16 protein-coding genes and 1 rRNA gene are annotated in these 19,341 nt (G+C 33.3%); 8 read left to right on the top strand and 9 right to left on the bottom strand.

All coding sequences use genetic code 11. The features are described 5' to 3' along the window. Positions 1-6: 6 nt before the first annotated feature. The 3 genes from OA93_RS22890 to OA93_RS22905 form a co-directional block, all read right to left on the bottom strand. Positions 7-672, bottom strand: a complete 666-nt coding sequence (locus tag OA93_RS22890; RefSeq protein WP_039116458.1) for a response regulator transcription factor — start codon at positions 670-672, stop codon at positions 7-9. A gap of 126 nt (positions 673-798) precedes the next feature. Next, a complete protein-coding gene (locus OA93_RS22895) occupies positions 799-1,590 on the bottom strand; it encodes a histidine kinase (RefSeq protein WP_039116459.1) in 792 nt (263 codons plus the stop codon). An 869-nt stretch (positions 1,591-2,459) separates the two neighbouring features. Continuing rightward, positions 2,460-2,852, bottom strand: a complete 393-nt coding sequence (locus OA93_RS22905; protein WP_052259580.1) for a hypothetical protein — start codon at positions 2,850-2,852, stop codon at positions 2,460-2,462. 332 nt (positions 2,853-3,184) lie between these two features. Between OA93_RS22905 and OA93_RS22910 the strand changes: the two genes are divergently transcribed. From OA93_RS22910 to OA93_RS22930, 5 genes are all read left to right on the top strand, one after another. Further along, a complete protein-coding gene (locus tag OA93_RS22910) occupies positions 3,185-3,742 on the top strand; it encodes a tail fiber protein (RefSeq protein WP_039116463.1) in 558 nt (185 codons plus the stop codon). A 62-nt stretch (positions 3,743-3,804) separates the two neighbouring features. Next, positions 3,805-4,956, top strand: a complete 1,152-nt coding sequence (locus tag OA93_RS22915; protein WP_039116466.1) for an ABC transporter substrate-binding protein — start codon at positions 3,805-3,807, stop codon at positions 4,954-4,956. 3 nt (positions 4,957-4,959) lie between these two features. Next, complete coding sequence (locus OA93_RS22920) at positions 4,960-5,889, top strand: formyltransferase family protein (RefSeq protein WP_240474787.1); 930 nt, start codon at positions 4,960-4,962, stop codon at positions 5,887-5,889. Between the two features lie 33 nt (positions 5,890-5,922). Beyond that, positions 5,923-8,763 (top strand): T9SS type A sorting domain-containing protein, encoded by a 2,841-nt coding sequence (locus tag OA93_RS24335; RefSeq protein WP_052259581.1) that lies wholly within the window; start codon positions 5,923-5,925, stop codon positions 8,761-8,763. A gap of 102 nt (positions 8,764-8,865) precedes the next feature. Then, positions 8,866-9,381: a hypothetical protein gene (locus tag OA93_RS22930; protein ID WP_039116468.1), complete on the top strand. Its 516-nt coding sequence runs from the start codon at positions 8,866-8,868 to the stop codon at positions 9,379-9,381. Between the two features lie 99 nt (positions 9,382-9,480). Here the strand turns inward: OA93_RS22930 and dnaB are convergent, their stop codons facing one another. From dnaB to tgt, 5 genes are all read right to left on the bottom strand, one after another. After that, complete coding sequence (dnaB, locus tag OA93_RS22935) at positions 9,481-11,028, bottom strand: replicative DNA helicase (protein ID WP_039116469.1); 1,548 nt, start codon at positions 11,026-11,028, stop codon at positions 9,481-9,483. A gap of 141 nt (positions 11,029-11,169) precedes the next feature. Further along, the gene (locus OA93_RS22940; protein ID WP_039116471.1) at positions 11,170-12,123 is read right to left on the bottom strand and encodes an acetyl-CoA carboxylase carboxyltransferase subunit alpha; all 954 of its coding nucleotides are present in this window, start codon (positions 12,121-12,123) and stop codon (positions 11,170-11,172) included. A 117-nt stretch (positions 12,124-12,240) separates the two neighbouring features. Continuing rightward, positions 12,241-13,128 carry a DMT family transporter gene (locus OA93_RS22945; RefSeq protein ID WP_039116472.1) on the bottom strand — a complete coding sequence of 296 codons (888 nt, stop codon included), beginning with the start codon at positions 13,126-13,128 and terminating at the stop codon, positions 12,241-12,243. Continuing rightward, positions 13,115-14,203 (bottom strand): LptF/LptG family permease, encoded by a 1,089-nt coding sequence (locus OA93_RS22950; RefSeq protein ID WP_039116473.1) that lies wholly within the window; start codon positions 14,201-14,203, stop codon positions 13,115-13,117. Before OA93_RS22950 ends, OA93_RS22945 begins: the two co-directional genes overlap by 14 nt. Positions 14,204-14,266: 63 nt before the next feature. After that, positions 14,267-15,397 carry a tRNA guanosine(34) transglycosylase Tgt gene (gene tgt, locus OA93_RS22955; protein ID WP_039116475.1) on the bottom strand — a complete coding sequence of 377 codons (1,131 nt, stop codon included), beginning with the start codon at positions 15,395-15,397 and terminating at the stop codon, positions 14,267-14,269. Between the two features lie 228 nt (positions 15,398-15,625). Between tgt and OA93_RS22960 the strand changes: the two genes are divergently transcribed. The 3 genes from OA93_RS22960 to OA93_RS22970 all read left to right on the top strand — a co-directional run bounded on the left by OA93_RS22960 (position 15,626) and on the right by OA93_RS22970 (position 18,565). Continuing rightward, positions 15,626-16,486, top strand: coding sequence for a polysaccharide deacetylase family protein (locus tag OA93_RS22960; protein WP_039116476.1), 861 nt, complete (start codon positions 15,626-15,628; stop codon positions 16,484-16,486). Between the two features lie 203 nt (positions 16,487-16,689). Further along, positions 16,690-17,538 (top strand): transketolase, encoded by an 849-nt coding sequence (locus OA93_RS22965; protein WP_039116478.1) that lies wholly within the window; start codon positions 16,690-16,692, stop codon positions 17,536-17,538. Between the two features lie 73 nt (positions 17,539-17,611). Then, positions 17,612-18,565 (top strand): transketolase C-terminal domain-containing protein, encoded by a 954-nt coding sequence (locus tag OA93_RS22970; RefSeq protein ID WP_039116480.1) that lies wholly within the window; start codon positions 17,612-17,614, stop codon positions 18,563-18,565. A 651-nt stretch (positions 18,566-19,216) separates the two neighbouring features. Here the strand turns inward: OA93_RS22970 and rrf are convergent. Next, a 5S ribosomal RNA gene (rrf, locus tag OA93_RS22975) occupies positions 19,217-19,326 on the bottom strand. Between the last annotated feature and the right edge of the window lie 15 nt (positions 19,327-19,341).

The raw sequence follows: 19,341 nt of genomic DNA on the forward strand, positions 1-19,341 counted from the left end.
AAAATATTAATTTGTAAGTACTGCAATGTCATTTTGAATAGCATAAACTACTAATCCAGCTGTATTTCTAGACTCTGTTTTAAGTAACAAATTATTACGATGCCCCTCAACAGTTCTGGGACTAATAAAAAGTTCTTCTGCAATTTCGGCTGTGCTTTTTTGCAAACAGATTAATCGTAGCACTTCTATTTCACGGGTAGAAAGAAAATTTGTATCTAAATTGCATCTGGTACTTTTACCTGCTTTTCCTATTTCATGTATAATTTTAAGTACTTTATCATTATAATAGTACCCTATTTTACTCACCTCATTAATTGTAAAAATTAAATCCTTTGGAGTAGCGTTCTTTATTAAATAAGATACTGCTCCAACTTGTATCATATTTGCAACAAAAGATTTGGTATCATAACTCGTTAAAGCAATGACTTTAATTTCCGGAAATTTTCTATGAATAATTTTAGTAGACTCAACTCCATTTAAAATAGGCATTTTTAAGTCTATAATGACAATGTCGGGTTGGTCACTTGATCTTTCCAAAAATGAAATTAGTTCGGTTCCATCTGAGGCCTCAAAGATGACTTCTAAATTTTCTTCTCTCTCCAATAAAAATACTATTCCTTTGCGAAATAAAATTTCGTCATCAACTAATATTATTTTTACTGTAGTTTTCATTTTGTTTATCAGGAATATCAATAATTAGCTTACTACTTTAATGAATTAAAAACAGACAATTGCAAAACAAGTAATTTATCTTACGAAAATACAAAAAATGTAAACTTAAATAGCCATTAATCTGGTTTAAAAAGTAAAAACTACTGAAATTCCTCTATTAATAGCTGATTCTACATTCAAATTTCCATTTAGAAAAGAAACTCTACTTTCGATATTCTTCATCCCAAGTCCTTTTTGATTTTCTGAGTTCTTAGAATCAAATCCAATTCCATTATCAGAATATATTCCTTTTTTGATTCCATTTTCTTCTTCAAAAGCAATCGAAATCTTGGTAGCCTTACCGTGTCGTAATGAATTATTCATGAGTTCTTGCAAAATTCTAAAAATATGCAAGTGCCTATCTTTATCATTTTCATCAAACTCAATATCATTTTGATAATCTATTGATATGGTCTTGCTACTTTCAAACTCCAGACATAATTCTTCTATACCAGCATGCAATCCAAATTTTTCTAATACGGGTGGAAATAATCCATGGGCAATTTTTCTGGAACTATCTAAAGCTTTAGCAGTTAGATTAATAATATTTCCGGTGATTTCGGTTATCTCGCTTTCTGTTAAATTTGGTGTGTTTAATAAGTGGCTATTTAATGAAACAACATTCAGTTTCGAACTAATATCATCATGTAAGTCTTGTGCTATTCGCTTGCGCTCTTCTTCTTGAATAATAATTACTGCCTGTACTTGCTCTTTTTGGTACTGAATTTCTAAATCTTTTTTTTCTAATTTCTCTTTTATTATTTTTTTTCTCGAAAAATAAAAAAACATAACAAGAACAACTCCCATTAGTACAAAAGCCAAACAACTAAATATAATTGTAGCAACAATTTCACTTTCAGAAATCGGATTAGAATTCATAGGTATTTTGGGATTTTTGCTTATTAAATATATACAAATTTAACAATTCAAATATATCTTATTTTATCTGGATAATTTTAAAGAGTAATTAAATATGTTGTAAAATAAAAAATCTTCATCAAAACTTAAGTCCTGACGAAGATCATTTATTTATAATGGCTATCCCTTATAATAAGAATCACACTTATCTGAATGTAAAATCTTGTATAATTTACAAAGTTAATTTACAAGATTATTTTTTTTAGAAAAACTCTTCTTCCATTCAATTAAAATAAATAATTGAAAGATAATGTACAATATATAATTTATACGCGAAGGTAATTTATAATATTTTGAACTTAGCGTTATTGATAAATTGCCCACTAAAAATAAAATAGTACTCCCTAACAAATAAAACAAAATCCCTACGTTGATATAATAAAATACTCTTTTATCATTCAACATATTATATAAATGAAATGTTGCATAAATTATTAATAAAAAAGAAGTAATAAATATTTCATATAAATTGAATTTAAAAAACAAATCGGGTCTTACGCTATATTGTATAGCCAAACTTAATAGTGTCAAAACACAAGTAATTCTGATTATTCTTTTTTGAAAACTGTCTTTTATTAGATTATAATAAAAAAGAGCCAGCATTAGAAATTGTCCGATAAAATAAAAATGTGACAAAAACAGATTATTCATACCTAATTTACTTAAAACTAACGTACTAATCTGAACGCATACAATAAAGAAAAGATAAGATGTAAATATCACATACGTTTTTTGTTGCTTAGAAAGACCTATTGCGAATACAATAAAATTAATCAGCAAAAGAAGATATCCAAAGTTAACAAGAAATGAATACATAAATCATATTAAGATTAAAGAGGACTAGATGGATCTCCTCCTGGAGGACAAGGCTGACTAAAATCGTATATTGCTGGTGCTATAGCATTTACATGATTTTCAGTATCTCCCTCTTTATGGTTGCTTTCAGGTAGCATATCTACATAAATACCCGTTTTTTCGTCATATCTGGTTCCTACAATCAGTAAAGTTTGCTCTCCATCATCGTTGATTCCCATATAAGCCCTTACTGCATCTATTTCTTGCTTTAAAACTAATTCTAAATTTATTTTTGGAATTAAAAAAGCACGAACTTTATTTTTAAGGTCGATTTCAGTTTTTGGATCGCTCCATTTTTTTGTCCATTTTTCAGCAGTCGCCAATGGAATTTCCGTGTCTTTTTCTCTTAATCTGTAGTTTTCTTTCATAATTCAGGTTTATAATTAATTTAAAATTTAACTCAGGTCTGTTAATAGTTGTGCTAAACTACTGTTTTTTATTTTCTTAACAAAAAAAATAAAATCAGTAAAAGACTAGTAAAAAAATAAAAAGCTTCATTTTTTACTTAGTAAGTTTTTAACAATAATAATCCTAAAACAATAATTATAATTGAAAAATAACAATCCAAAAACCTCACATAACCCCTATTTATTAAGTAAAAACCTATTCAAATTCAAAATGTAAAAACAGGTATAAATACGCTTATCCAGAATTCCTTTATGATTTAATTTTGATTGTAAACTATTTAAACCTAAAAACTATGTCTACAGAACCATTTATTGGAGAAATTAAAATCCTAGCATTCAATTTTGCTCCTAGAGGATACATGACCTGCCAAGGTCAAACTTTAAGCATCGCACAAAATACCGCATTGTTCTCTCTTATAGGCACTTATTATGGAGGAAATGGGCAAACAACATTTCAGCTTCCTAATTTACAAGGTCGTATGCCAATAGGACAAGGGCAAAGCTCCTTAGGAGCAAGCTTTGTGATGGGACAAGCTGGAGGAGTAACAGCTGTTTCAATATTGACTTCAAATATGCCTGCACACGTTCACTCTCTGAATAGTGTATCGGTAAAAATTAAGGCATCGACTGCAAATGCAGACGAAACATCTCCAAATGGTAATTTCCCTGCTGTTTCTCAATCACCTAGCTATTCAGGAAATGGAGCAACAAATAACGTTTTTAGTGGTGGAACTGCAATTTCTGGTAATACTGATATAGCTGGTTCAAGTATACCTATCGATATAACAAATCCATATTTAACAATAAATTATTCTATTGCTACTGAAGGGATATTTCCAAGTAGAAATTAATTATAAATAAAATCAAAGGAGAGCTTCATATATAAAGCTCTCCTTTTTATTACATAAAATATATGCAAGTAATCGGAATTCTATTGTCGCGCTCTACATATTATCAAACAATTGGTTTTGATTTATATGAAGGTCTCCGTTCGGGGTTAAAACAACTAGGGAGAAGCGATATCAAAATAGTCACAGAAAACATAGGTTTTGGTACCGATAAGCAACAATGTTATCGCAGCGCCGAAAAACTTCTGCTCGAAGAAAATGCATCTATCGTAATTGCCTACATAGGACATCGTACTGCTCAATTACTTCGACCACTTTTTCTGGCGGCAAATAAAATACTGATTGTTTTAGATGCAGGTGCAAATATGCCTCATGAATGGCCAACCTGTCCAAATATTTTTTATCATTCTCTTCATAACTCTTTAGGTGCTTCACTCGCCGCTAAAGAAGCAACAAACGATGGATATAAAAATGCTGGCATGGTAACAGGTTATTATGATGCTGGCTACCTACATACATATAGTATATCTAAAACATTTCAAGATAATGGAGGGACGATAGCTTTTAATCATGCTACTGGTTATAAAACAGATGATTTTACGATGGAACCTTTAAAAGAACACTTAACAAATTTTCCTGAGAGTGCTCTATTAAGCATTTTTAGTGGTGATTATGTTGAATGGTATTTTGAACAAATTAAAAACACATTCGAAGGAAAAAATTTACCGATTTATCTACCTCCATTTGGCTTAGAAGAAACAATGTTAGGTAATTCAATTTATCCAGGTAAAAATATAAAAGGGATTGCTGCTTGGTCTAAAAAAATCAAATCAACAGAGAATCAAATTTTTATTGAAACAATAACCGAATTAGGCAAAATACCTAATCTTTTTTCTTTACTAAGCTGGGAAAGCGCAACTATTGCGTTAAGAGCATTAGAACTTTCTGATGAGCATAAAAATAATGTATCAAATATTGCCCAAGATCTCCAATCGCTTTCATTCATAAGCCCAAGAGGTGAGATTTATTTTGATCCAAAAACGAATACATCAATTTCCCCATTATATAAAGTAGCCGTCATTTCTGATAATGAAGGCAAATGTGAATTACAATTAGAAGGCGAGGTAACAGAAGTAAACGAACAGTATAAAAAACTAACTAACCAAGACTTAGATCAAACGACATCAGCTTGGTTTAATAGTTATGTATGCATCTAATTTATGGAAGAACAGAAAAAAATAATGATCCTATGTGGCGGAAAGTTCGCCTTTAAAACATTGCAATTATTAGCATATGAAAAATTCATGTGTGCAATTGGTATCGGGAAAAGTAATGATACAATAATAGATGCTTTAGAAAGAGAAGCTGAAGACAATAACTTAGGATTCAAATCATTCCCTTCTAAAAAAAGTATGGAAGAAATGAGAGGCTGGATTGATACTATTAAACCCGATTATATATTTAGTATCTCTTTTCCATTTCTCCTTCCTGAATCTGTTCTGTCTTATGGGAGTAATCAATTCATCAATTTCCATCCAGGACCATTACCACAATATCGTGGCGTAATGCCAATTTTTGAAGTGCTCAAAAATCAAGAGAAAGAGACTGCTATTTGCGCGCATTTTATGAATGAAAAATTTGATCAGGGTAATATTATTTTCAATGACCCTATAAGAATACAAGAAAATGACACTTACGGAAAATTAACTGTGAGGTTAAGCAACCGTATATCACAAGTTGCTTTAAATATGGCAAATATGCTACAATATGCTAGTAACATTCCTAATCAATCTCAAGATGAATCATTAGCGTATTATTATGAAAAACCGGAACTAACGGATACTTACATTAATTGGAAACGTATGAGTGCCGATGAAATCATTGCACTAATAAACGCCTGTAATCCTTGGAATTCTGGTGCCGATGCAACTTTAATGAATGAACAGGTTAAGATAATAGTAGCAACACTATTAGATGAACCTCATGAAGACAAACCAGGAACAATTATTTCTATAAACAATACGGTAAATGTAGCTTGTGAGGACAACAAACAAATTGCAATCGAAATACTTAGTACAGACGAAGGTATAATGACGGCTAAGAAATACGCCTTATTAAAGCCATTAATGGCAAACCCCATATCTAACTAATATACTTAACTATCAATTTAAAACTATCAGATTATGAAAAAGAACTTTACTATTATTTTTGCGATGTTGCTATGCCTCTTTTACACAAGAGGTAATGCTCAAACGCAATTTTGGTCCGATACATTTGAAGATACTGGAGCTCCAAGTTCTGGTCTCAGAGTACCTTCAGTTCCAGAATTTACTTTTGGAGGACCACCTCCAACTGCCTATTTTTTTAGAACGATTCCAACTGGAATAGCCCTTCAAAGCGGGACTTATACAGCTTTTCAAGGTGCAAAAATATGGGCTGCTGAAGACATTGACAAAGGGTCAGCAGGGGTCAATGGTACATTAAGCCCTAATCAGCAAGTTACTTGGTCTGCAATTAGTATTGCGGGAAAAAGTGGTTTGTCCTTTAAGGGTACTTTTGCAGCAAATAATTTAAATGCTGGCTGGAATGGTTCAAACTTTGCTCCACTTCAAGATTTTATTGCTATTGAATATCGAATTGATGGAGGTTCTTGGACAAAAATCATTGCATTCTATGCTGGTGCTATAACAACAACCAACGCCTTATCTCTTGATACAAATGGAGATTTAATAGGAGATGGAGCTGCTTTAGGATATGCTTTTAGTGAATTTACTGCTAACATTCCTGGTACTGGAACACTATTGGAAATTAGATTAAATTGTTCTGCAAATGGTTCAGATTCGCAAGAATTTGCAGTAGATAATTTCCGTCTTTTCGAAACACCTGCGTGTACAGCACCCGTTATTACAGCCAATCCTCCTAATAGAAGTCTTTGTCCAGGAAGCAATACTACATTTTCTGCTGGTGCAACTGGAGCTACAACTTACAAATGGCAAGTTGACCAAACAGGCGCAGGAACTTATACAGACCTGGCAAATGCCGCTCCATATTCTGGAGTTACAACTAACACATTAACTATAACTGGTGTAACCACAGCAATGAGTACTTATAGATATAGAGCTGTTGCAATTAATGGAGTCGCTACTTGTTTTGCAAATACTAATTACGGCACATTATCAGTTTCTAACATAACCCTTGCGGGCGCGCAAGATAATATCGTTTGTGTAGGTACCGCTACAGGTAGTGCATCCGTTATTCCAAGTGGAGGTATTGGTACTTATACATATTCATGGTTCCCATCTGGTGGTTCTGGAAGTATAGCTACAGGCTTAATTGCAGGAACCTATACAGTAACTGTAACAGATGGTATACTATGCCAAGCAACTAAAACTTTTACTATTATCGAAACAGGTACACCAATAAGCATAGTACCTACACAAACTAATGTAAGCTGTAACGGTGGTTCTAATGGATCTGCAACTGCAACAGCAACAGGTGGATCTGGTACTCTTACTTATTCTTGGTCGCCATCTGGTGGAACTGCAGCAACAGCCTCTGGTCTTACTGCAGGAGCATATACTGTGACTGTAACAGATGCTAACGGATGTAGTAAACCACAAGCCTTCAACATCATACAACCTAGTCTAATTGTAACATCTGGTACTCAGGTTAATGTAAGCTGTAATGGTGGTTCTAACGGTTCGGCAACTGTAACTGCAACTGGTGGAGCTGGTTCATATACTTACTCTTGGTCGCCTTCAGGTGGAACAGCAGCTACTGCATCTGGGCTAACTGCTGGAGCATATACTGTGACTGTAACGGATGCTAACGGATGTACCAAACCTCAAGCCTTCAATATCATACAGCCAAGTCTAATTGTAACATCTGGTACCCAGGTTAATGTAAGCTGTAATGGTGGATCTAACGCTTCTGCAACTGTAACTGCAACTGGTGGAGCTGGTTCATATACTTATTCTTGGTCACCTTCTGGTGGAACTGCAGCAACTGCATCTGGACTTACTGCTGGAGCATATACTGTGACTGTAACGGATGCTAACGGATGTACTAAACCACAAGTTTTCAATATTATAGAACCTAGTCTAATTGTAACATCTGGCACTCAGGTTAATGTAAGCTGTAATGGAGGATCTAACGCTTCGGCAACTGTAACTGCAACTGGTGGAGCTGGATCGTATACTTATTCTTGGTCGCCTTCTGGTGGAACTGCAGCAACTGCTTCAGGATTAACTGCTGGGACATATACCGTAACTGTAACTGATGAAAATGGGTGTTTTAAAGATCAATCTTTTACTATTATAGAACCAACTGCAATTACGACATCTGGAACTCATACGAATGTTAGCTGTAATGGACAAGCTGATGGTACGGCAACAGTAACTGCATCTGGTGGTTCTGGAGCTCTTAGCTACACATGGTCGCCTTCTGGTGGAACAGCTGCAACTGCTACAGGATTAACTGCTGGAACGTACACCGTAACTGTAACTGATGAAAATGGGTGTTTTAAAGATCAATCTTTTACTATTATTGAGCCTGTCGCACATAATTTAGCGGTAACTTTTGGCGGAAATAATGTCTTAAGTGCTAGCCAATCTGGTGCAACTTATCAATGGTATCAATGTTCAGATAATTCACCAATACCTGGCGAAATAGGTCAATCATTTGCTCCAATAGCAAATGGATCTTATAAAGTTGCTATAACATTAAATGGATGTACTGTTTCTTCGCAATGTGTTGTTGTAAGTACTTTGGCAACCCCTGAATTTGAGAAAAAAGCTCAATTTATCATGTATCCAAATCCGAGCAAAGGTGTAGTAAACATCAATACAGATCATGATAGCGATTTAAACATTGTTAATCAATGGGGACAAACAATTAAAAAGGTTAAAGTTTCTGCTGATACTACTAACTCAATTAACATCGAAAGTCTGACGGATGGAATTTATTTTATTTGCGAAGTAAACGGAAATAAAGTAATTACCCATAAATTAATTCTAAAAAAATAAACATAAATGGGAGATATTAAAAAAACATCTCCCATTTTTTTTTTAGTTTAATAAACATCCTTATAAATTTTATACGATAACCGCCTCCAAAATATACAACTTATGGAAAGAAGATCCTTTGTAAAAAAAACAAGCTTATTAACTTCAGGTCTTTTCTTTTTCTCTACAAAAAATCTATTCGCAATACCTGAGAAAAGCAACATCAATATTAATAATCTAGATTTAACACCAATACTTATCAGTAGTAAAAAAATTATGATAAAAGGTAAAATTTTAGATTCTAAAACACATTTCCCCATAAATGCTGATATGTATGTAAAAACTAAAAGAAATAGATTTTTTTCAAAAAAACATTCTGTTAATGCACTAAATGGATCCTATTCAATTTTTTCGGGATTTGCAAATTCAGAAAAAATATCCGAAAAATTAGTCATAGAAATTAAAGTAGATGGATACAAACCTTATGAAGGAAATCTATATTTAACTCCAAAAGGTTGCAATATTCATAGTGATCAATGGCAATATAATCCTGACTTTAAACCAGAATATTGTCCAGTGAATTATGAAGAATCTAATTTATTGTTTTCAAACTTTAATTTTTATTTAGTAAAAGCATAGGTTTAAAATAAATTTAAAAAAGGGGAAATTGTAAAAACAATTTCCCCTTTTTTAGTTATCAATACTACCTGAGTAATATCGCAAATAGTAATTTAAACATTAAAATGGAACATCACTATCATCATCATCGTCATCATTAAAGTTACTTCCAAAAGCTTCGTTTGCAGAAGGAAGATTTTTAGTAACAAACGGATTATCCTCATGATTCATTTTAGATGGTAAATCATCATAACTACCTGAAAAATCATCCAGGTTATCAAATTTTCCAAGGTGTCCTATAAATTTCAATCGAACGTTTTCGATACCACCATTACGGTGTTTAGCAATCATTATTTCTGCCTGACCTGCGGTTGGTGAAGCCTCATCATCATCCCATTCTTCAATTTTGTAATATTCTGGTCTATATAAAAACGAAACGATATCAGCATCCTGCTCAATCGCTCCAGATTCACGAAGATCCGATAGCAACGGACGCTTACTTGATCCACGCGTTTCAACAGCACGCGATAACTGCGAGAGTGCAATTACCGGAACGTTTAGCTCTTTTGCCAAAGCCTTTAAGTTTCGGGAAATTGTAGAAATTTCCTGCTCACGATTTCCTCCACCTTTACTATTTCCTCCAGCAGTCATCAATTGCAAATAATCAACAATGATAATTTTAATACCATGCTGTGAAACTAAACGACGACATTTTGCTCTTAAATCAAAAATAGAAAGTGATGGCGTATCATCAATAAACAAAGGAGCTTTTTCTAAGTTTTTTACTTTTGTACTCAACATCTCCCATTCATGAGGTTCTAACTTACCAGTACGTAATTTCTCAGATGACAATCCAGTTTCCGATGAAATTAACCTCGTAATTAACTGTACTGATGCCATCTCCAGAGAAAACAAAGCTACAGGATGCCCAAACTGAATAGAAATATTTCTAGCCATCGAAAGTACGAACGCTGTTTTTCCCATCGCTGGCCTAGCCGCAATAATAATTAAATCACTCGGTTGCCATCCAGAAGTCAGTTTGTCCAAATTAGTAAAACCAGTTTCAACACCACTTAAACCTTCTTGCTTAGCAATTTCTTCAATACGCTTTTTTGCCTGAAGTACTAAACTCTGAGCAGTTTCAGAACTTCGTTTAATATTTCCTTGCGTTACTTCGTATAGTTTAGATTCGGCCTGATCAAGCAAATTAAACACGTCTGTTGTTTCATCATAAGACGCTTCGATAATTTCCGAAGAAATTCGGATCAAACTTCTTTGAATAAATTTTTGAAGAATGATACGAGAGTGAAATTCGATGTGCGCAGAAGAAGCTACTTTTTGCGTAAGCTGAATTAAATAAAAATCACCACCTGATATATCTAATTTTCCATTCTTTTTTAGTTGTGCCGAAACTGTCAGTAAATCGATTGGTTGAGTTTCAGTAAAAAGCTGAACAATCGCTTCAAAAATATACTTATGTGCATCCTTATAAAAAGCATCAGGCTGCAAAATATCAATCACATCATCTACACCTTTTTTATCAATCATCATCGCACCTAGTACAGCCTCTTCTAAGTCCAGTACTTGCGGGGGAAGTTTCCCTTTTTCTAAATTAATAATTGCGGTTTTATCGACCTTAATTGGGTTTATATTTTTGAAGTTTTCCATATAGCGAATGTAACAAAATTTAGAAGAGATATAACTATCTAGTTGTTACGAATAATTGTTTATAAGTTAATGTATATTGTTTAAAACCAAAAAAAAATCCGAAACGATAAGGCTTCGGATTTTTTATAAATTTGTAAGAATTTATTCTTTGTATTCGCCCATTTTACTGTATTTGTCCATTCTCTGGGCAACTAAATCGGCTGTTGATAAGTCTTTCAATTCATTATATCCTTTAGTGATATATTGTATAACTGTTGTAAAAGTAGTTTCTCTGTCATAATGAGCTCCACCTAATGGTTCTGGAATAACATCATCAACTAATTTTTGCTTTTTCATGTCAGAAGAAGTCAATTTTAATGCTTCAGCTGCTTTCTCTTTATACTCCCAGCTTTTCCATAAAATAGAAGAACAAGATTCAGGAGAAATCACAGAATACCAAGTATTCTCAAGCATATATACTTTATCTCCTACACCTATTCCTAAAGCTCCACCCGAAGCACCTTCACCAACAATAATAGTGATAATTGGTACTTTTAAACGTACCATTTCAAAGATGTTTCTTGCAATAGCTTCACCTTGCCCTCTTTCTTCAGCTTCAAGCCCTGGATATGCACCTGGAGTATCTACTAAAGTTAAAACAGGAATACCAAACTTCTCAGCCATTTTCATCAATCGTAATGCTTTACGATATCCTTCTGGATTTGCCATACCAAAATTTCGGTATTGACGTGTCTTAGTATTGTATCCTTTTTGTTGACCAACAATCATGTACGACTGCCCATCAATTTTTCCTAAACCACCAACCATAGCTTTGTCATCTTTAAAACCTCTGTCTCCATGAAGTTCTAAGAAAGTATCTCCGCACATAGCCTTAATATAATCTAAGGTATAAGGTCTGTTTGGGTGTCTTGACAATTGTACACGTTGCCAAGCTGTTAGGTTTTTATATATACTCCTTTTAGTTTCTTCTAATTTCTTATTAATTTGCTTGCACGTTGGCGTTACATCAACATCTGATTCTTTTCCAATGATAACACACTTTTCTAACTGCTCTTCTAATTCTTTGATAGGAAGTTCAAAATCTAAATATTCCATAGGATCTTTTGAATTTTTGTTTTTAAATCGAACCGCAAATATAAAAATATTATATTGTTTGGCGTGTTTATTTAGTATTAAAGTATAAAAAAAATAAAGTCAAAAAGAGTTAAAACATTATACTTTATCATCTTTTTTATAGTGTTTAAAAACACCATTTAAAATAACTGTAATTACAATTATAATAGCCCCAATATAAAATTCGGTACTCATTTTCTCTTTTCCTCCTAATATAAAATACGCTAAAATAATTCCATAAACAGGCTCTAAATTAGTCGTAAGCATAACAGTATAAGGAGTAAGTTTTCTCATTACTTTTACCGAAGCAGTAAATGCATAAGCAGTACATACCGAAGCCAAAAGCAGCAATAACAACCAGTTGTTTACAGAAAGTACAAAGAAATCGGCAGTAAACTTACCTTGAAATAAAAAGTAAATAGTAATAAAAAAAACACCTGCTCCAAATTCATAAAAAGTAATAACCGAAGGCTCATGATCAGCAATTAATTTACCATTCATTAAAGTAAATAAAACTCCTAGAATTATAGAAGCTAAGGCATAATACATTCCGTTTAAGTACTGAATTTCAACCTGCATTATCAGAGCCAAACCAGCAATGATAATAAGCCCGAAAAAAACTTCATACCATAACACTTTTCTTCCAAAAAAAATTGGTTCCAATAAAGACGCAAAAAAAGCGCCTAAAGAAAATATAGAAAGTGTTATCGAAACATTAGAAACATGAATTGCTCTGAAAAAAAATATCCAGTGCAAGGCAATTAGCAATCCCACAAAAATTAACTTAAAAAAAGCTTTTACAGGAACATGAAATGATTCTTTCTTAAAAATAATAAAGCCCCCTAAAAAAATCCCTGCCAAAAGCATTCTGTACCAAACCAAAGCTTCTGCATTTATAGTAATTAATGCGCCCAGAATAGCAGTAAATCCCCAAATAAAAACAATTAAATGAAGACTTAGGTAACTTTTTAGTTTATCGTTTTGCATTACGTAATAAGAAAACTGCCAAAATTCCAAAAGCAATATTAGGGAACCAAACGGCAAATAAAGGTGAGAAAGTTGATTTTTCGGCTAGTGTGCCAAATATTTTGTCAAAGAATACAAAAGCAAAAGCAAGTGCAATTCCTATTGCCAAATTGGTACCCATTCCCCCACGTCTTTTCATCGAGGAAACAGCAACAGCAATAATCGTTAAAATAAATGCCGAGATAGGAACACTTATTTTTTTATACAAAACAACAAGATATACATTGATATCACCAGAGCCTCGTTTTTTTTCTTTTTCTATAAAATCGTATAACTTACCAATACTCAAGGTTTCGGCAATATAAACCACAGGAGTCAAATCTTCTAAATCAAAAGTAAATACAGCTTTCTTCTCAGCAGCTTTCTCAATTTTATCGTCTAATTCTCCCAAAGTCCTTTTAGTGTAATCATACATAGTATAAGTACTATCTTTAGGATTCCACTGGATACGACTTGCAGTAATTTTAGAAACAAGTTCTTCTCCTTTAAACTTTTCTAAAGTAAAATTAAAAGCAGTTTTAGAAACATCATTAAAGCTATTTACATAAATAAACTCATTGTCATTTATTTGTCGATATACATTTGTATTATTCCCATGCATAGCTTCCTTTCCACCACCTTTAAGATACGTATACCTAAAATTATTAAAGCCTTCACTTGCTGCAGGAACAATATAAAACCCCATCAACAATACAAAAACCGAAACAATCGAAGCACCTATAATATAAGGTCGTAAAAAACGCGAAAAAGATATCCCCGAACTTAATATAGCAATAACCTCAGTATTATTCGCCAATTTAGATGTAAACCAAATCACCGATAAAAATAAAAATATCGGAAATAGAGAGTTGGCAAAATAAATAGTAAAATTATAGTAGTAAACAACAATATCCAAAAACGGAATCTTGTTCTCTAACATCTTGTTAATCTTCTCCGAAACATCAATTACAATCCCAATCGGTATAAATAGCAACAACATCACTGTAAAAGTGGCTAAATATCTCTTTAAGATGTATTTGTCTATTATTGTCAGCATAGATAAGTATAATCGTTTTTTTGCTAATATTTAACCGAATAAACGATTAAACAGTAAATACATTTACAGTCTTTGGCTCATATTCTTAACCATCATTTCTTTCCATGGCATAAAATCTCCTGCTAAGATATGTTTTCTAGCCTCACGAACCAACCACATATAAAAACCAAGATTATGAATCGTAGCGATTTGTTTACCTAGATACTCATTAGCAGCAAACAAATGTCGCAAATATGCTTTAGTATATTCAGTATCTACAAATGTAATTCCCATCTCATCAATTGGAGAGAAATCAGCTTCCCATTTTTTATTTTTAATATTGATTGACCCATTTGCAGTAAACAACATTCCGTTTCTTGCATTACGAGTAGGCATAACACAATCAAACATATCAACACCCAAAGCAATATTTTCCAAGATATTAATTGGCGTACCAACACCCATTAAATAACGAGGCTTATCTTCTGGCAAAATTTCACAAACAATTTCAGTCATAGCATACATTTCTTCAGCTGGTTCACCTACCGATAATCCACCTATAGCATTACCTTGCTGACCTGCATTAGCAATATATTCAGCCGACTGGCGACGTAAATCCTTATAAGTACTACCTTGAACAATAGGAAAAAACGTTTGCTCATATCCATATTTAAAAGGCACTTTATCCAGATGATTAATACAACGATCCAACCAACGGTGAGTCATATGCATCGAACGCTGCGCATAACGGTAATCACAAGGATACGGTGTACACTCATCAAAAGCCATAATAATATCTGCCCCAATAGTACGCTGAATTTCCATTACATTCTCAGGAGTAAAGAAATGATAAGATCCATCAATATGAGATTTAAACTTTACACCTTCCTCTTTAATTTTTCTGTTTGCAGACAATGAATACACTTGATATCCACCAGAATCTGTCAATATATTTCTATCCCAGTTCATAAACTTATGCAATCCACCAGCTTTTTCAAGAATTTCAGTTTGTGGGCGTAAATACAAATGATATGTATTTCCAAGAATAATGTCAGGGTTAATATCGTTTTTCAACTCCCTTTGATGTACACCTTTAACAGATGCAACAGTACCAACAGGCATAAAAATAGGAGTTTCAATAACTCCATGATCAGTAGTAATACTTCCCGCTCTCGCTTTCGATTGCAGATCTTTTTGTAATAAATCAAACTTCATATACACGTTTTTCAGTCGGCAAAGATAGGCTAATTTGAAAATTAGATAATTAGATAAATCAAAAAATTAAAGATGTTTTATGAATTAATTTGGGCATGTCCCTTCGGGTCGGGCTATTCGCTATATCTTTTGTTCCATTTCATTACACAAAAGGATGCCGCTACTATCCCTCATGCAAAAAAAATCCACTAAATTTGGATATAAAATATCGAAAATAACATTGACCTAATGAATTTATCACAAAAACTAGGATACCCAGAGAACAGTAAGTTATTAATCATACATGCCGATGATGCAGGATTATCCCATTCAGAAAACAGAGCAACAATACAAGCACTACAAAACGGAATGATTAATTCTTATAGTATTATGATACCTTGTCCATGGTTTTACGAAATGGCAAACTTTGCCAAAAACAATCCACAATTTGATAACGGAATTCATTTAACACTTACCTGCGAGTGGGAGAACTATAAATTTGGTCCAATATTACCCATTAATGAAGTACCATCATTAGTAGATAAAAATGGCAATTTCCATAAAACCAGAGTAGACTTTATAAATAATGCAAAACCAGAAGAAGTAAAAAAAGAACTTCGAGCTCAAATTGAGAAAGCATTACGTTTTGGATTAAAACCCACCCATCTCGATTCGCATATGTGCAGTATTGGTGTATGTCCCGAGTTTTTAGAAATATACAAAGCTCTAGGAAAAGAATACAACTTACCCGTTTTCATCAATAAACAATTTGTAGAATCGATAAGCTTATCCAACGAAAAGTATAACTATGAGAACACCCTTGTAGCCGACAATCTTCTAATTGGAAATTTTACTAACTTCGAAAAAGGTGAACTTAAAAAATCTTACGAGAAAGCTTTAGATAATATAAACCCAGGTTTCAACGTTTTCTTGCTGCACCCAGCATTCGATGATAATGAAATGCAAGGCATTACAAAAAACCATCCTAACTTTGGTTCTGAGTGGAGACAAATAGACTTTGACTATTTCACAAGTAACGAATGCAAACAAAAATTAAAAGAGAACAACATACGATTAATCACCTGGAGAGAAATTCAGAAAATTAGATAAATATGCCAATTAAAAATAAAGAAACAAAAGATTAACACTTCTTAGTAGCTACAATTTTAGATAATTATAGATTTCAGAGCCTTAAATCAAATTATCTAATCGTCAAATTATCCAATAATCTAAATGCTACATTTCCTTTAAAATCATTTGTCTTACGGCAAAATAAAAATTACTTTTGCAACAGTTTAACTTTTACACATAAAATGAAGCCTAACACACAACAATTAAGCGATTTAACTATCCAAGTAAGAAGAGATATTCTTCGAATGGTACATGCTGTCAACTCAGGTCACCCAGGTGGCTCACTAGGTTGTACTGAATTTTTGGTGTCTTTATACCAAAATATTATGGACCGCAAAGAAGGTTTTGATATGGACGGAATCGGAGAAGATCTTTTCTTCCTTTCAAATGGTCATATTTCTCCAGTATTTTATAGCGTTCTAGCAAGAAGCGGTTACTTTCCAGTTTCAGAATTAGCAACTTTTAGATTGCTTAACTCTCGTTTACAAGGACACCCTACAACTCACGAAGGATTGCCAGGAGTTCGTATTGCTTCAGGTTCATTAGGACAAGGATTATCTGTAGGAATTGGAGCTGCACAAGCTAAAAAACTAAACAAAGACAACCATATTGTATACACATTACATGGAGATGGAGAATTACAAGAAGGACAAAACTGGGAAGCTATCATGTATGCTTCTGCTAAAAAAATAGACAACCTAATTGCAACTATCGATCTTAACGGAAAACAAATTGACGGAACTACAGACGAAGTTTTAGCAATGGGAAGCATTCGTGCTAAATTTGAAGCTTTTGATTGGGATGTTATAGATATCAAAGAAGGAAACAATATCGATGCTATATTAGCAGGTATGGCAGATGCAAAATCAAGAACTGGAAAAGGAAAACCAGTTTGTATTTTACTACATACTGAAATGGGTAACGGTGTAGATTTTATGATGCATACACATGCTTGGCATGGTAAAGCACCTAACAACGACCAATTAGCTAATGCATTAGCTCAAAACATTTCAACCTTAGCAGATTATTAAAAAAGCATTATACTTTTCATAATAAGCTTTATGCCTATTATTTACAAAGTATACTACTTATAGCAACAAAAAAATGAAAAAATATACAAATACAGGAAGTAAAGATACTCGTTCAGGTTTTGGAGCGGGAATGACTGAATTAGGTCAGAAAAACGAAAATGTTGTTGCATTATGCGCTGATTTAATTGGTTCATTAAAATTTGATGATTTCAAAAAAAATCACCCAGAACGTTTTTTCCAAATCGGAATTGCTGAAGCAAACATGATTGGAATCGCAGCAGGTTTAACAATTGGAGGTAAAATTCCTTTTACAGGAACTTTTGCTAACTTTTCTACAGGAAGAGTTTATGACCAAATCCGTCAATCTGTAGCTTACTCAGATAAAAACGTAAAAATTTGTGCATCTCACGCAGGTTTAACACTTGGAGAAGATGGAGCAACACACCAAATATTAGAAGATATTGGTTTAATGAAAATGCTACCAGGAATGACAGTAATCAACACTTGTGATTACAATCAAACTAAAGCAGCTACACTAGCATTAGCAGATCACCATGGACCAGCTTATTTACGTTTCGGACGTCCAGTTGTACCTAACTTTACACCTGCAGATGAGCCATTCGTAATTGGAAAAGCAATTTTATTAAACGAAGGTACTGATGTAACTATTGTTGCTACAGGACATTTAGTTTGGGAAGCACTTATTGCTGCAGAAGCATTAGAAGCAAAAGGAATCTCTGCCGAAGTAATCAATATCCACACAATCAAACCACTTGACGAAGAAGCTATATTAAAATCTTTAACAAAAACAAAATGTATTGTTACAGCTGAAGAGCACAATATACTTGGAGGTCTTGGAGAAAGCGTTTCTAGAGTATTAGCATTAAACAATCCAGCTCCACAAGAGTTCGTAGCTGTTAATGATAGTTTCGGAGAATCTGGTACTCCAGAGCAATTGATGGAAAAATATAAGCTAAACAATCAAGCAATTGTTGAAGCTGTAGAAAGAGTTATTAAAAGAAAATAATTCTTTTACATACTATAAAATTAAAAACCTGCTCAATCGAGCAGGTTTTTTTTATACCCGGACACAAAATAACACTTCATTATATACATCTTAAAACACTTTTATTGTTTAGTCATGTTAGAACATTACTCACAAATGATTCCGCTCCATAAACATGTTGAAATTATACCGCGAAGCTTCACAAAGTTTACACAGAGTCTCACAAAGATTTTTTACTTGTAAAACTTAAGATAGTTTATTTCAAAGTCGCTGTGACGCAAAGCTGTTTTTAGCATAAATAATACTTCCGGTTTTAACAGCAAAGGCAGGAAAGAGAAAAAACACAAAGGTTCACAAAGCTATTGATTAAACTTTACGAACCTTTGCGCTCATTTTTCGGGTAAAACAACTACAGTCTTGTCACCCTGAAGAACGAAGGGTCTCCATTAGATACTAACAACAAAGCTTTTTTTAGATTATTGAGCTACTAATTGATCCATTTTAACCGCAGAGTAATGAAATAGAAAAACGCAAAGGTCCACAAAACTATTTATTAAACTTTGCGAACCTTTGTGTTTTCTTTTGCGCTTTTTGCGAAACAACTTTTCACAAAATCCCAAAAAAGTAAAGCCAAAAAAAAATCCTCATCAATTACTTGATGAGGATTCTAAAGAAAGGCGACGACATACTCTCCCACATAACTGCAGTACCATCTGCGCAGGCGGGCTTAACTACTCTGTTCGGGATGGGAAGAGGTGAGCCCCGCCGCAATAACCACCTTAAGGTCGTTGTTACTT

The sequence above is a fragment of the Flavobacterium sp. KMS genome (genome assembly GCF_000813005.1).
Classification (GTDB): Bacteria; Bacteroidota; Bacteroidia; order Flavobacteriales; family Flavobacteriaceae; genus Flavobacterium.

Bases quoted from the DNA above. Each gene is read 5' to 3' on its own strand.
- OA93_RS22930 (WP_039116468.1), top strand. From the start codon at position 8,866: ATGGAAAGAAGATCCTTTGTAAAAAAAACAAGCTTATTAACTTCAGGT.
- OA93_RS24335 (WP_052259581.1), top strand. From the start codon at position 5,923: ATGAAAAAGAACTTTACTATTATTTTTGCGATGTTGCTATGCCTCTTT.
- OA93_RS22940 (WP_039116471.1), bottom strand. From the start codon at position 12,123: ATGGAATATTTAGATTTTGAACTTCCTATCAAAGAATTAGAAGAGCAG.
- OA93_RS22945 (WP_039116472.1), bottom strand. From the start codon at position 13,128: ATGCAAAACGATAAACTAAAAAGTTACCTAAGTCTTCATTTAATTGTT.
- OA93_RS22970 (WP_039116480.1), top strand. From the start codon at position 17,612: ATGAAAAAATATACAAATACAGGAAGTAAAGATACTCGTTCAGGTTTT.
- OA93_RS22950 (WP_039116473.1), bottom strand. From the start codon at position 14,203: ATGCTGACAATAATAGACAAATACATCTTAAAGAGATATTTAGCCACT.
- OA93_RS22895 (WP_039116459.1), bottom strand. From the start codon at position 1,590: ATGAATTCTAATCCGATTTCTGAAAGTGAAATTGTTGCTACAATTATA.
- OA93_RS22915 (WP_039116466.1), top strand. From the start codon at position 3,805: ATGCAAGTAATCGGAATTCTATTGTCGCGCTCTACATATTATCAAACA.
- OA93_RS22920 (WP_240474787.1), top strand. From the start codon at position 4,960: ATGGAAGAACAGAAAAAAATAATGATCCTATGTGGCGGAAAGTTCGCC.
- OA93_RS22910 (WP_039116463.1), top strand. From the start codon at position 3,185: ATGTCTACAGAACCATTTATTGGAGAAATTAAAATCCTAGCATTCAAT.
- OA93_RS22965 (WP_039116478.1), top strand. From the start codon at position 16,690: ATGAAGCCTAACACACAACAATTAAGCGATTTAACTATCCAAGTAAGA.
- OA93_RS22905 (WP_052259580.1), bottom strand. From the start codon at position 2,852: ATGAAAGAAAACTACAGATTAAGAGAAAAAGACACGGAAATTCCATTG.
- OA93_RS22890 (WP_039116458.1), bottom strand. From the start codon at position 672: ATGAAAACTACAGTAAAAATAATATTAGTTGATGACGAAATTTTATTT.
- tgt (WP_039116475.1), bottom strand. From the start codon at position 15,397: ATGAAGTTTGATTTATTACAAAAAGATCTGCAATCGAAAGCGAGAGCG.
- dnaB (WP_039116469.1), bottom strand. From the start codon at position 11,028: ATGGAAAACTTCAAAAATATAAACCCAATTAAGGTCGATAAAACCGCA.
- OA93_RS22960 (WP_039116476.1), top strand. From the start codon at position 15,626: ATGAATTTATCACAAAAACTAGGATACCCAGAGAACAGTAAGTTATTA.